This is a genomic window from Rummeliibacillus sp. GQ308, assembly GCF_059759115.1.
This window is the reverse complement of sequence record NZ_JCAXDQ010000001.1, coordinates 810962-825203: the sequence shown is the minus strand read 5'-3', so window position 1 is coordinate 825203 and position 14242 is coordinate 810962. Positions and strand designations below refer to the sequence as shown.

At 39.2% G+C, this 14242-nt stretch carries 14 protein-coding genes; all 14 read right to left on the bottom strand.

Going from position 1 to position 14242, the window contains the following annotated elements; all coding sequences use genetic code 11:
• Positions 1–154: 154 nt before the first annotated feature.
• Entirely contained in the window at positions 155–451 is a 297-nt protein-coding gene (locus AC6CHJ_RS03900; RefSeq protein ID WP_066785374.1) for an EscU/YscU/HrcU family type III secretion system export apparatus switch protein, read from the bottom strand.
• Positions 448–2373, bottom strand: coding sequence for a TP0910 N-terminal domain-containing protein (locus tag AC6CHJ_RS03895; RefSeq protein WP_498287342.1), 1926 nt, complete (start codon positions 2371–2373; stop codon positions 448–450). Before AC6CHJ_RS03895 ends, AC6CHJ_RS03900 begins: the two co-directional genes overlap by 4 nt.
• Positions 2374–2379: 6 nt before the next feature.
• Positions 2380–3153 carry a ribonuclease HII gene (gene rnhB, locus AC6CHJ_RS03890; protein WP_147194174.1) on the bottom strand — a complete coding sequence of 258 codons (774 nt, stop codon included), beginning with the start codon at positions 3151–3153 and terminating at the stop codon, positions 2380–2382.
• 88 nt (positions 3154–3241) lie between these two features.
• Positions 3242–4105 carry a ribosome biogenesis GTPase YlqF gene (gene ylqF / locus AC6CHJ_RS03885; RefSeq protein ID WP_066785368.1) on the bottom strand — a complete coding sequence of 288 codons (864 nt, stop codon included), beginning with the start codon at positions 4103–4105 and terminating at the stop codon, positions 3242–3244.
• 12 nt (positions 4106–4117) lie between these two features.
• Positions 4118–4687: a signal peptidase I gene (gene lepB / locus AC6CHJ_RS03880; RefSeq protein WP_066785366.1), complete on the bottom strand. Its 570-nt coding sequence runs from the start codon at positions 4685–4687 to the stop codon at positions 4118–4120.
• A 146-nt stretch (positions 4688–4833) separates the two neighbouring features.
• Positions 4834–5178, bottom strand: coding sequence for a 50S ribosomal protein L19 (gene rplS, locus AC6CHJ_RS03875; protein ID WP_066785363.1), 345 nt, complete (start codon positions 5176–5178; stop codon positions 4834–4836).
• A gap of 134 nt (positions 5179–5312) precedes the next feature.
• Positions 5313–6047, bottom strand: coding sequence for a tRNA (guanosine(37)-N1)-methyltransferase TrmD (trmD, locus tag AC6CHJ_RS03870; protein WP_249775976.1), 735 nt, complete (start codon positions 6045–6047; stop codon positions 5313–5315).
• Positions 6047–6568, bottom strand: coding sequence for a ribosome maturation factor RimM (rimM, locus tag AC6CHJ_RS03865; RefSeq protein ID WP_066785360.1), 522 nt, complete (start codon positions 6566–6568; stop codon positions 6047–6049). Before rimM ends, trmD begins: the two co-directional genes overlap by 1 nt.
• Positions 6569–6910: 342 nt before the next feature.
• Positions 6911–7144, bottom strand: coding sequence for a KH domain-containing protein (locus tag AC6CHJ_RS03860; protein ID WP_066785358.1), 234 nt, complete (start codon positions 7142–7144; stop codon positions 6911–6913).
• A gap of 14 nt (positions 7145–7158) precedes the next feature.
• Positions 7159–7431 (bottom strand): 30S ribosomal protein S16, encoded by a 273-nt coding sequence (gene rpsP / locus AC6CHJ_RS03855; protein WP_147194176.1) that lies wholly within the window; start codon positions 7429–7431, stop codon positions 7159–7161.
• Between the two features lie 106 nt (positions 7432–7537).
• Positions 7538–8893 (bottom strand): signal recognition particle protein, encoded by a 1356-nt coding sequence (ffh, locus tag AC6CHJ_RS03850; RefSeq protein WP_249775675.1) that lies wholly within the window; start codon positions 8891–8893, stop codon positions 7538–7540.
• A gap of 12 nt (positions 8894–8905) precedes the next feature.
• Positions 8906–9241: a putative DNA-binding protein gene (locus AC6CHJ_RS03845; protein ID WP_066785351.1), complete on the bottom strand. Its 336-nt coding sequence runs from the start codon at positions 9239–9241 to the stop codon at positions 8906–8908.
• A gap of 151 nt (positions 9242–9392) precedes the next feature.
• On the bottom strand, positions 9393–10658 hold the full coding sequence (gene ftsY / locus AC6CHJ_RS03840) for a signal recognition particle-docking protein FtsY (protein ID WP_498287339.1): 1266 nt from the start codon (positions 10656–10658) through the stop codon (positions 9393–9395).
• Positions 10659–10676: 18 nt separating this feature from the next.
• The gene (smc, locus tag AC6CHJ_RS03835) at positions 10677–14240 is read right to left on the bottom strand and encodes a chromosome segregation protein SMC (RefSeq protein ID WP_498287337.1); all 3564 of its coding nucleotides are present in this window, start codon (positions 14238–14240) and stop codon (positions 10677–10679) included.
• Positions 14241–14242: the final 2 nt, after the last annotated feature.

Genomic DNA, 14242 nt, shown 5'->3' with positions numbered 1-14242 from the left:
CCAACTAAATTCCTTCATGTTCTCAAATACTAGTATTCTGAAATACAAGTTTATTGTATATAAATAAAACTATAATGTCCAGAGATTCTCTATTTTATGACATTTTTTATTTAAAAAATAACAATTTGTGCTACGAAAGAACAAAGAGATTTTATCACATTTTGTCGATTTTTGTCTTTTCATGGAGTTGATCTAACTGGTAAATAAATGCAAATACTTCTGCGACGGCTTGATAAAGTTCCTCTGGTATACTTTCATTGAGATCTAGCTGTCCCAATAATTGAACAAGTGACGGATCTTTTTGTATGGGAATGTGATTGGCTTCTGCCCGCTCTAAAATCTTTTCAGCAATTTGACCCTTCCCTTTTGCAATCACTTTAGGCGCATCTGCTTGGTTGGGATTATAAGTTAAGGCAACCGCTTCCTTACGCACACTTGGCTCTTTTGTCATATTTTGAAATCAACTCCCCTTTGTTCGGCATTTGAAGATTGGAAAAGATTGATGCTATTGCTTTTAGCTGTTTCCGGCTGGTCTTTGAAAATGAGACCGGACAGCTGGTAATCATGACGTGCTAGATTTTCTTTTAACAACGCTTTAAGGGGGGCTGCTAAGTTTTTTAGACCTTCGTTGTCATTGTAGATATTTACAGTTACTATCCTGCTTTGAACCTGCATGTCCACTACTGTTTCTTTTAATGAATGCAATTGCAAATAAAATAGGATGCGTGCAAAATCCGCATCAATCTTTCCATCTGCACCTTTCCGACCGCTCCACTGCAGTGTTGCCTCTGATTGCCTTCCTAAGAAATTAAGTGGTAATTGCATGATTAGCTGTTGCTCTGGCCCTAATTCAGTAGATAAATACTGCATTCCATCAAGCCTTGCTGACACTTGCTTTGCTAAATCTTTAGTTGCGTCAGATACCACTCCATTTTGCAAAAGCCCAATTAGTTGCGGTTTTAGTTGTTCAGCGAATTGGCGAATGTCAGATGAGGCGTCTGCTAATTTTGCTTCGTAACTTAGCCCTAGTCCCTTGAATAATTCCTTAATGGTCGCTTGAATAGCTTTACCGTTTAGATTATTTGCCAATTGATCCTCAGTCTCTTGTAGCATTCCTTTTAAATGTGTTGATTTCGACTCTAACGTATACTTTGTTAAATGGCTGAAAAGTTGTTCGGAATTACCCTCCTGGCCAAGCAATTGAAGCAGCTGGTGCTTAGCTGATGTGCCTTTATCATCTACTTCAAATGGTTTTACTATCGCGTTCTCACTAGCAGCCTTTAACAATTGCTCTTGCAATTGAGTTATGACAGCTTTAGTTTGGGCTATGTCTTTCGTTGATGTGGATTGTTGTGCCAATTGAATTAGGTTACTTTTTTGTTCTGTAGTAAGTAATGTATTCTTTTCAATGGCTGTTTGAATTTGCCCGATAAGCTGTCCCTTATCTTGGGTAGTCGGCTGCTGTTCTAGCGCCTGAAGCAGTTTCACTATTGTACGCAGCTCTATTGGCTGTTCCGTCTTGTTGTTTATGGGGTCGGAGGTTGCCCCACTGCTAGCCGGTTGTTGAAAAATCTCTTGCTGCCAATTGGACAACCTCGAATTTTGAGGTATTACTCCCACATCCTTCAACGCCTGCAAAATAGCCGCTTTATTTTCTGGCAACGTTTGCTCTGAAGATAAGGCTTCTACCATTTTCCCAAGCAGAATACCCCCTGTTTCCTTTAAAAGAGGATTGTTGATTTGTTCTAGCTGATTCAGTAGTTGATTTTTCATACCCATGGAGATTGTCTCATCCGTTTTTACGACTTGCTGGAAGTTTTTCAACAGGTCTGCAAATCCATTTTTCATATTTCCTTCCAGGACAGCTTGAAATGTACCTTGTTGAATAGGCAGCTTATGTGCTATAAGCTTTTGGATAATTTGTAAAGCTTCCTTTGTCCCTAGATTATCCGGCAAATTTTTCAATAATTCCTCTGCTTGCAAAAAAAGTTCTTTTGACAGCGGCAAATTATTTTTGAGAAAAAATGAAGCTAGTTCTTTCAGAGAAGTTGTTTGATTTAATCCAAGTGCATTTAATAGCTGATCTGCTTGTTGAGTTAGTGGCATTGCAGATGTCATAGGGTTTGATATTACTTTTAATTGTAAATCTGGTTCAGTACCTGACACTTGAAAATAATGCGCATTGCCTGCCTGCAAAGGAATTTCTAATTTTGCGATTAACTTTTGGCCACCAATTTGAATTTCTGCCATTTGGTTAGGAAAAAGTTGTTTTATCGTACCATGGATTACCTGGCCTTGCTTAAGTGTGAGCGGCTGCTGGTTATTAACCATTGTTTGGCCCAATTGAACTGAGTTCAATGATGGATAATTCACTACACTTCACCCTTTCGTTAAAAGAATAGATTTAATCGGTTCAAATGTCTTTCGATGAATCGGTGTAGGACCATGTTGTTCTAATGCATCTAGATGCTGCTTAGTACCATAACCTGCATGCTTTTCAAAGCCATAGAATGGGTACTTATCAGCCATTTCCTCCATGTAATGATCTCTTGCAGTCTTCGCTAATATGGATGCTGCTGCAATTGCCAAACTTTTGGCATCCCCTTTAATAATAGAAGCTTGTTCTATATCAATCGGCAAAGTCATGGCATCTGCCAGTACAAAATCGGGCTTTAACTGCAGCATTTCAACTGAGGACTTCATGGATTGTTTTGTCGCTTCATAAATATTAAGTTCATCAATAATATCAGCTGGTTGAAAGTGGATCGCTGTAGCTAATGCACACTCTTGAATTTTCTCTGCGAATTTCTCCCTGGCCTGCTTAGAAAGTTGCTTAGAATCGTTTAAGCCTATCAATGAGTCGCATTCATCTGGCAATATAACAGCTGCTGTTACTACCGGCCCTGCCAATGGTCCACGACCAGCTTCATCAATGCCTGCAATTAATGCCTGTTTATATGGCCTAAACGACTGGTCAAATGCTATTTTCTTTTGGTGCTCTTTAGCCAGTTCATTTTCTTTCTCTTTTCGTCGATACCATTGCTGCAAGGCTTTTTTGGCTCCTTGCCGTGGATCGTCTTTTAACTCTTCCATCCATTCCTGCCATTCAACAATAGTATCTAATTCTTCTTTAATATTTTTGATTGTTCTCATGTCTTGTTCTCCTAATCGTTATCTTATGTATCGGCTAAATCTATCAAAAATCCAGAAAAAAACCTTTTTTGCCTGTGGGCAAAAAAGGTTATGGTTTTGTTGCAAAATCTTCTACAAAATCGAAAGTCAGTTTACCAAGCTGCTGGCCCCTGATATCACGCACTATCAGCTCTGCTACTTGATCATAATCAATCTCGCCTCCGCTGATTATAACACGGCGTAACTTGCCGATATGATCAAAGGTTTTTACAATTTCATCATCCAATTGTGAAAGTTTATAGCGTTCTTCCATTCTTCCAGGATAATATTGATTTAAAAATTTCAAGCCATAAATCGCTAAGTCATCCATATTGGTAATAGCATCTTTAATCGCTCCAGTGAGCGCTAATTTATAGCCTACCTCTTGATCCTCAAACTTAGGCCAAAGAATCCCGGGAGTATCCAGCAACTCTAGTTCTTTTTCAACCTTAATCCATTGCTGCGATTTTGTAACGCCTGGGGTATTACCTGTTTTTGCAACGTTCTTCTTGGCTAGTCGGTTAATCAGCGTCGATTTTCCAACGTTCGGTATTCCAACTATCATAGCACGGATAGCGCGCGTTTTAAGGCCTTTTGCTCTCATTCTAGCCCATTTATCCGCCAACAGTTCTTGCGCCGCCTTTGTGACCTGTTTGAGCCCTTTACTATCTAATGAATTGATAGCTATTGCTTTTTGGCCCTGTTGTTCAAAAAATGACAGCCACTTTTTTGTTTGTGCTTCATCTGCCATATCTGCCTTGTTTAGAATAAGCAGCCTTGTTTTTTGGTGAATAACTTCGTCAAGCATAGGATTTCTAGAAGACATCGGAAGCCGCGCGTCAATTAATTCAAAAATAATATCAACAAGCTTTAGATTTTCTGTTACCTGCCTGCGCGCTTTGGCCATATGTCCAGGAAACCATTGAATCGTCAATTTGTTCACTCCTTATTTTACTTTGCCCATTTGATCGAGTGGCCAAAAGACAACGTTTGTTTTACCAATAATTTTGCTGATCGGTACAATGCCAATATGCCGGCTATCCTTACTATACCGTCTATTATCACCCATAACGAATACATAACCGTCCGGGATTGTATCACCTTTTGCATTAGGCGTATCCCTTAATGAGAAGTCCTCTGTTAAGGTTCCACCGTCCATGATTTCTTCTTTATATTTCTTTAAATATGGCTCGGCAATCTTTTTGCCATTTATATATAACTGATCATCTTTATACATTAATCGATCTCCAGGTAATCCAATAATACGTTTAATGTAATCTTTTTTCTCAGGAGCATGAAAGACAACAATATCGAAGCGATGAATATCACCAATATGGTAGCCAAACCGGTTGACAATCATACGATCTCCGTTTTCGAGTGTAGGCATCATTGATTCTCCGTCAACAACAATCGGTGTAAATAATAAATAACGGATACCTGCAGCCAGTACAAAGGCAATCACAAGTGCTTTTGTCCATTCCCACAACTCATTTTTTTCTTTTTTCTCTTTTTTCAAAAAGATGCCCCCTTGATATTAATCCAGAATATACATCTAGAGCGGTTTCACAAGCGTGCCCATTATATATCTATTGTACAGGGATTTGCCGTTTGAAGCAAAAAGAAAGAGAGCTAAAATGCAGCTCTCTTTTAACATATTTAAGCTTATCGAATTTCTTTAATACGAGCAGCTTTACCACGTAAATTACGTAGGTAGTACAATTTAGCGCGACGAACTTTACCGCGACGAGTAACTTCTAGTTTAGCGATTTTTGGAGTGTGTAATGGGAATGTACGTTCAACTCCAACGCCATAAGAGATTTTGCGAACTGTGAAAGTTTCGCTGATACCGCCACCACGACGTTTAATTACAACACCTTCGTATACTTGGATACGTTCGCGAGTACCTTCGACTACTTTAACGTCGATTTTTACTGTATCACCAGCACGGAATGCAGGGATGTCAGTACGAAGTTGATCTTTAGTGATTTCTGAAATAATGTTTGACATTGTTTTCTCTCCTTGGACAGATGCTCTTGCAGGTCACTTTGGTTGCTACAGCGGAACACCGTAATTCGGCATTTTCATAAAATGCATCTCAAATATTATCATAAATTTAGATGTATTGCAAGAGATCCTCTCTTTTATGCTTTGCCGTTTTTAAGTTTTTCTAAATATGTTTTTTGTTCTTTGCTTAGTTCAATATCTACTAATAAATCCGGTCTTCTCTCAAAAGTACGTTTTAACGATTGTTCCATACGCCATTGCTCAATTTTCGCATGGTTGCCTGATAAAAGAACATCCGGCACCTTCATTCCGCGAAAATCTGCTGGCCGTGTATAATGAGGATGTTCCAACATACCCGTTGAAAAAGAATCTAAAATGGGCGAATCATCATTGCCGAGCACTCCTGGCAATAAACGCACCACACTATCGATAATCGTCATAGCAGCTAATTCTCCGCCTGTTAGAACAAAGTCGCCTATGGAGAGTTCATCTGTTACTAAATGTTCTCTTATACGTTCATCGTAGCCTTCGTAATGGCCACATAGGAACAGTAAATCTTCTTCTTTGGCCAATTCTTCAGCTTTCTTTTGGGTAAACCGTTCACCCTGAGGGCACATTAAAATGACACGTGGTTTTTTGCCATCCTTCGAAAGCGCCTCAACCGCATTAAAAAGTGGTTCAGGTTTCAATACCATACCTGCACCACCACCATATGGATAATCATCCACCTGCGCATGTTTATTCGCGGCATATTCTCTAAAGTCAGTAACAGACAATCCGACTGCTTCTTTCTCTTGCGCCTTTTTTAGAATAGACGAGCCAAAGACGCCCGTAAACATTTCGGGAAATAATGAGAGTACATGGATGTTCATCATGATAGCAAACCTTCTATCACTTCGATTACAATCTTTCCTTCTTCAATATTTACTTCTTTTATAAATTCATCAACTACAGGGATATAGTGCATTTTGCCATCTTCACCCTTTACTGTCCATACATCATTGGCAGCTGTCTCAAAAATTTCTTTTACTTGGCCAATAGCTTGTCCCTCTTGGTTATAAACCGTGCATCCAATAATCTCATGATAATAAAATTCATTATCTTGCAATTCATCTTCTTCTAATTGCTCTTCATTTACCTTTAAAATGCCGTCTCGGAAAGGTTCTACATCATTAATATTAGGATAGCCTTCAAATGTAAGAAGAATAAAGTTTTTATGCTTGCGGGAGGATGCGACCGTCAATAATAGCGGCTTTGTATCCCCTTTTCTAAATAGCCCTAGTTGTTGGCCAACTGCATATCTTTCTTCTGGAAAGTCAGTTTGGGAGATGACGCGCACTTCTCCGCGTATGCCATGTGTATTAACAATTTTCCCTACGTTATACCATTCCATCTTTTTCACCTCTTTTAAATTATGAGATCTTTACATTCACTCTAGTTTATTATATCCATTTTCTCTATTGCCCCTACAGCAAAATTGGAGACTATTCAAAAATTATCATCAGCTCTTGGAAGTGAGTTTGCTACATGTCCTCAGGAAGTACAATAAGCCCCTCTTCCACTTTTCAATATAGTCTATAAAAACTAATATTCAATGAAAAACCTACTACAGCTTCACTTTTTCAGTGAACTCCAAAACTTTAAGGAAAAAGACAAATACTTATCCTATTTGCTTTAGAAAAAACACGATGTTAAAAATAAAACTAGGAAGGGATTATGCTCCTTCCTAGTTTCATTAATCTAAAATATCGATATAAATTTTCTTGCCGCGATGGTTGCCTGCTGCTGAGTAAACAATTGTACGAACTGCTTTTGCAACACGTCCTTGCTTGCCAATAACCTTTCCCATATCACTAGGGTGGACAGAAAGTTTATATACAATGCGATGATTATTTTCGTCACATGTTATCTTCACTTCGTTTGGATAATCGACTAAAGGTTTTACGATTGTCTCGATCAGCTGCTGCATAAGACCGCCTCCGATTATTTACCGATTTTAGAGTTATGGAATTTTTCCATGATGCCTTGGTCTGAGAACAAGTTACGAACTGTATCAGATGGTTTTGCACCATTTGTTAACCAAGCTAATGCTTTAGTTTCGTCGATTTTAACTTCTGCTGGAGAAGTTAGTGGGTTGTAAGTACCGATTGTTTCGATAGAGCGGCCATCACGTGGTGAACGTGAATCAGCAACTACGATACGGTAGAAAGGAGATTTTTTTGCTCCCATACGTTTTAAACGAATTTTAACTGCCATTTTTAATTGCACCTCCGAATAGTTTCACACAAGATAGTATGATATCAAGCTTTAAATACTTTGTAAAGTGTTTTTTCTTAACACACATTATTTTAACTTATTTTTTTTATTTAAACAAGGAGTCTAGCCCAGGAAGTTTCATTTTTTTCTTTCCTTTTTGAGCCATACCTGTCATTTGCTTCATCATTTTCTTCATATCATCAAACTGCTTAATCAGTCGATTGACTTCTTGTACAGAAGAGCCAGATCCTTTAGCAATTCTTTTTCTACGGCTGGCATTGATAATTTCAGGGTTCGTTTTTTCAGCAGGCGTCATAGACAATATAATGGCTTCTATATGGCCAATTTGTTTGTCATCTATCTTTGCGTTTTCTAAGCCCTTAATTTTATTTGCGCCAGGTAGCATTTTTAAAATTTCATCAAGCGGCCCTAATTTTTTCACTTGGCTCATTTGGTCTAAGAAGTCATCTAAAGTAAAGCTTTGAGTTTTGAACTTTTCCTCAAGCTCTCGAGCCTTATCCTCGTCAACTGTAGCCTGAGCTTTTTCAATTAGGGTCATAACGTCGCCCATGCCGAGAATACGAGAAGCCATACGTTCTGGATGGAATTGTTCCAGCGCATCCATTTTTTCGCCCATACCAACAAATTTAATTGGCTTTTCTGTTACAGAACGAATAGAAAGCGCCGCACCACCACGTGTATCGCCATCTAATTTTGTCAATATAACGCCAGTAATGCCTACAGCTTCATTAAAACTTTCCGCTACGTTTACAGCATCTTGCCCTGTCATTGCATCAACTACTAGGAAAACCTCATCTGGTTCCTTTAAGCCACGGATATCTTTTAATTCCTGCATTAGATTTTCATCGATATGCAATCGTCCAGCTGTATCGACCAAGACAACATCATGGTGTTCTTCTTTGGCTTTTTCTAATGCTTGGCGCACTATTTCCACAGGCGAAATATCTGTACCTAAAGCAAAAACAGGCAACGAAAGCTGTTTACCAAGTGTTTGCAATTGCTGAACCGCTGCAGGACGATAAACATCCGCTGCAACTAGCAATGGCTTACGATTGTATTTTTTACGCAATACATTAGCCAATTTACCGGTAGTCGTTGTTTTACCGGCACCTTGTAAACCTACCATCATAATAACAGTAGGCGGCTTAGTCGCAAATTTAATCGGGCTTTGCTCTCCGCCCATCAATTCTGTTAGTTCATCTTTTACGATTTTGATTACTTGTTGGCCAGGTGTCAAACTCTTCATTACATCCTGACCTACAGCACGTTCACTAACTTTTTTTATAAACGTTTTAACCACTTTTAAGTTAACATCGGCCTCGATTAAAGCAAAACGAACTTCGCGCATCATTTCTTTTACGTCTTGTTCGTTTACTTTCCCCTTACCTTTAATCTTATTGATCGTTCCTTGGAGCCGCTCCGCTAAACCTTCAAATGCCATAAAAATCGCCTCCTAATCCCATTCTTTAAGCTGTTCAATCAGCGATAATACCTCTTTGCTGTCTGCTTGGATATCTGCCATACTTTTTGAAAGCTTTGTTATTATTTTCTGTCGGTTTTGGAATTTCTCAAACAATTGAAGTTTTTCTTCATATTCTTCAAGCATCGCTTCAGTTCTGCGAATATTATCGTAAACTGCTTGACGTGACACCTCATAAGCTTCTGCTATTTCCCCCAATGAGTGATCATCTAGGTAATAAAGCTGCATATAACTTCTTTGTTTGTCCGTCAACAACGCTTGATAAAAGTCAAAGAGAAAGTTCATGCGTGTTGTTTTTTCAAGTAACATACTGAAACTCCCCTCGATTATACATACTCTACTGTATCTTAATTTCAAAACCTCTATCCGTCAAGTAAAATTACTTGTCTTTTCGACTTTCATTCAAAAAAAACGCAAGAATGCAGCAGTAGGAACATACGACATTCTTGCGTTTCGCTAACTATTCTTTTTCTTCAGCCAGTTGTTCATCTAAAGCATCCGCGAAAAGGCCGTAAACATATCGCTCAGAGTCAAACGGCTGCAAATCATCCATTTGTTCTCCGAGACCGACAAATTTAACGGGAATATGCAATTTATTGCGAATAGCAAGTACAATACCGCCTTTTGCTGTACCATCTAGCTTTGTTAATACAATACCAGTAACATTTGTCGCTTCTTTAAATATTTGAGCTTGTTGTAAAGCATTTTGTCCTGTTGTAGCATCGAGTGCAAGTAAAACTTCATGAGGCGCTGTCGGAATTTCCCGGGAAATGACACGATGAACCTTTTCCAGCTCATTCATTAAGTTTACTTTATTTTGCAGCCGACCGGCAGTATCGCAAATTAATACATCTGCTTTACGATTTTTCGCTGCACGGATTGCATCATACATAACAGCAGCTGGATCTGATCCTTCTGACTGTTTAATCACTTCAACGCCTACACGGTCTCCCCATACTTGTAACTGGTCTATAGCACCAGCTCGGAAGGTATCGCCGGCAGCGAGTATAACCGACTTCCCTTCTTGCTTTAAACGGTGAGCAAGTTTGCCAATAGTTGTGGTCTTGCCCACGCCATTCACGCCAACAAATAAAATAACCGTTAACTCATCTTCTTGTATATTTAAGCTTGTGATATCCTCTTCGCCTTGTTCATAAATTTCAACCAGCTTTTCGGAAATCAACGCTTGGATACCATCTGTATTTTTAATATTTTTGCGTTGTACTTCAAAACGCAATTTTTCCGTTAGCTCCATCACGGTCTCCATGCCAACGTCAGCTTGCAATAAAAGGTCTTCAAGCTCTTCAAAAAACTCTTCATCCACATGGCGGTAGCGTGCTACAAGATCATTTACCTTTGAGGTAAAGGAATTACGCGTTTTGGCTAAGCCAGATTTGAATTTTTCCGTAATAGAGAAAGCAGAAAAGCCCCATTTTGATTTTGCTTCTTCTTTATTTTCTTCTTCATCGGAGGATACTTCTTGTTCCTCTTCTAATTCTTCTTTTTCTTCTAGCCCTACCTGCTCGTCTTGTTTTTCTTCGTGATCATGTTCTTCAGTAGATTGTTCTACCTGTTCTTCCTTCACCGCTTCTTTGACATCTATATCATTTGACGGTGCATCTTCTACTATTCCCGCATTTTCACCCTGCTCCAGGTCTTCCATTTCAGCAGGATCATTTTTCGGACCGCCTGTGAGTTTTTCTTTCATACGTTTTAGAAAGCTCATATTATTCACTCCTTTGTACTATGTTGGTACGGGTACTTCTTGTTCAAGTTTGACAGAAACTAACTTAGAAACACCGGATTCTTGCATTGTGATACCGTACAATACATCCGCGCCTTCCATTGTACCCTTCCGATGGGTAATGACAATAAACTGTGTTTCTTGGCTATATCGCTTTAGATATTGGCTATAACGATTAACATTAGATTCATCTAATGCGGCTTCTACTTCATCTAGAATACAGAATGGTACTGGCCTTGTTTTTAAAATTGCAAACAGCAGCGCAATAGCTGTTAAAGCTCTTTCTCCCCCAGAAAGCAGGCTAAGTCTTTGAAGCTTTTTCCCTGGTGGCTGGGCAACAATCTCGATGCCTGTTTCTAATAAGTTATCAGGATCTAATAATTCTAAATCAGCATGACCTCCGCCGAATAATTCTCGGAAAACGCTTTGGAAATGTGCACGCGTTTCGAAGAAGGTTTCCTTGAAACGACTTGTCATCTCTTCATCCATTTCGCGAATCGCCTCGTGCAGAGTTTCTTTCGCTTCTAATAAATCATTACGTTGATTTGTTAGGAATGTATGGCGTTCCGAAACAGTCGCATATTCCTCAATTGCACTTAAGTTAACTGTCCCAAGTTCTGCAATCGATTGTTTCAATAGTTTGACTTTACGTCGTGCTGCCTCAATATCTGTATCATGGTCATGTTGCAATAAGGCATCTTCAAATGTTATATCATAATCTGTTTCCATTTGTTGTGCCAAATTTTCATATTCTACATCTAAACGACTTAGTTTTACTTCATAGTTTCGTATACCATCAAGCATACCTTGATGAACACGTTGTAATTCCTTTAAGTCGAGGTCGATTTGCTCTACCTGTTGCTGCATTTGCATGCGCTCTGTTTTAGTACGTTCTACCGTTTGTACAAGAGTCTCTCTTTGTTTTTGTAAACGTTCAATGGTCTCCTGGATTTCTTCCTCGCTTTGGCCATTTAGATCTCCGCCATTTAGCAGCCAATCCATCTCATTCGACGTATATTTCACTTCTTCTTTTGCTTGTTCAACTTGTGATGTAGCTTCCGCAACAGCTGATTTTAGCTGTGTGACTTGTTCGTTAAGGACTGCTAGTTGAGAACGTTTAAGGGCATATTCTTCTTTCAAGGCATCTCGCTTTGTCTCACTTTGCTGTTGTAAAGCATTCAACTCTTCGACTGTACGATTAATTTCCGTCAGTTCTTCTGTTAGTTCTTTTTGACGTTTTGCAAAGCTTTCTAATTGCTGTTCTAGAGTGGTTTTGCGGCCTGTTGCATCTTGCTGTTCGTCTGTGAACATGGAGACTCTTAGTGATAACCGCTTGATAGTAGTATCCATTTCACGCAAGTGAGCACTATATTCAACTTCTTTGGAACGCAATTCCTCACCCTGCAAGCGTAATTCTTCAAGCTGGGTAGACTTTTCTTCAAATTGCTTTTTCCAGTCAGCTACAATTTTTTCAGCTTTTCCAATCGATTGCTCCATTTGGACAAGCTGTTCAGATAGGCCTTCTAGTTCTGCTTTTCTGCTAAACAATGAAGCTTGTTGTTTAACGGACCCCCCTGTTAGAGAACCGCCTGTATTTACTACATCACCGTCCAACGTCACAACGCGATAGCGATAATTACAAGCTTTAGCTATTTGTGAAGCACCCTGTAAATCTCGTGCCACTAGGACGTGGCCTAATAAGCTTTCAGCAATTGTTCTTATGCTTGGATTGTAAGTAGCCAGTTCATCCGCCGTATTAATAAAAGAAGGATGGGTGTTAACAGTCTGCAAAACACTATCTGCTATTTTGCGAGATTTTATGACGTTTTTAGGCAAAAAAGTTGCTCTGCCAGCTTTTTGCTGTTTAAGCCATGAGATGGCTTTTCTTGCATCTCCATCTGTTTCAGTGACAATATGCTGCATAGCAGCACCTAAAGCTGTTTCTAATGCTTTAGCATACTCGCCATCTACGTGAATAAGTTCAGCTACCGCTCCGTGGATACCATTCAATTGATTTTTTTCGCGTGCGACCAATACAGCTTTTACACCTTGATAGAACCCCGAAAAGTCTGCCTCTAGCTCCGCAAGTGTTTCTTTTCTTGCTTTCAGCTGCTGCAGGTGTTGATATCCTTTAAAAAGCATTTCTTGTTGCTTATCATATTGTGCTTTCGCATGGTTGGCATCTTTTTGGCAAGCTTCATATTCTGCTAATTTTCGAGCAACTTCTTTTGTTACTTCATCATGCGATTTGACAGTTCGCTGTTGCTCTTTTTGTAATGTTTGAAGCTCTTCAGCCATCTCAATAGATTGGCTCGAAATCTTCACTTCATTTTGAGCTTGCTCTGCCAATAAATGCGTAATATTTTTTACTTCATTTTTCACAGTGGCTTCTTCATTTAAGCGATCAATATAGGTATTTTTCCATTGTTCAATTTCAGCATGTATCTCGGAAGAAGAGCGATTGAGAAGATCTTCTAACTGCTTTACTGCTCTTTTTAATTCTTGCAGATCCTTTTGACGCTCCGTTAACTGACCTTCACGAGTTACTTTTGCTTGTTCCCAATGAGAAAGCGATGCTTCTGCTTTTTGTAAGGATTGCTTTAGCTTCTCCAGTTGAGTATTAGCATTCATTCTTTTTTCTGCTACTAATACTTTTCTTCCTTCGAAACGCTCAGCCTCAGCACTTACTTCCACTAATTGATGTTGTGATTCGTCTAACAAGGAATCGAGATTACTAACCTTTTGACGAAACGCTGTAATAGTTTCTTCTTTTTCAGCAATCTGCTTGGAATAGGCTTGCTCTTGCGCCAAAACATTCTTTCTTTCGCTGACAATCTGTTCAATTGAACGTTTTAACTGCTCCATGTCATGAACTAAAACAGCTAAATCCATATCCTTCATTTCTTCGGACATCTTTAAATAATCTTCTGCGGCAGAAGCTTGTATATGCAGTGGCTCGATCCTTTTATCTAATTCATGCAAAATGTCTAGAACGCGATGCAAATTATCATCTGTTTCAAATAATTTGTGTTCCGCTTTTTTTCGGCGCTGTTTGTATTTCAATACGCCTGCTGCTTCTTCAAAAATAGAACGGCGGTCGTCTGGCCGACTATTGAGAATTTCATCTACTCGTCCTTGAGAGATAATAGAAAAGGCTTCTTTGCCTAAACCAGAATCTAAAAACAAATCCGTAATATCCTTTAATCGACATTGCTGTTTATTTAATAAATATTCACTGTCACCAGAACGATAGACACGACGAGTCACGCTTACCTCATTGTAAGAAATAGGCAAGCGTCCGTCTTCATTGTCTAAAATTAAAGAAACCTCAGCGAAGTTGAGCGGCTTACGTGAATCACTGCCGGCAAAAATAATGTCTTCCATTTTGATGCCACGCAGTGATTTGGCTGACTGCTCGCCTAGCACCCATCGAATAGCGTCTGTTACATTGCTCTTCCCACTACCGTTAGGCCCAACTACTGCTGTTACCCCAGGTACGAAATCTATTCCTACTCGATCAGCAAATGACTTAAAACCAATCACTTCAAGTCGTTTTAAAAACAAAA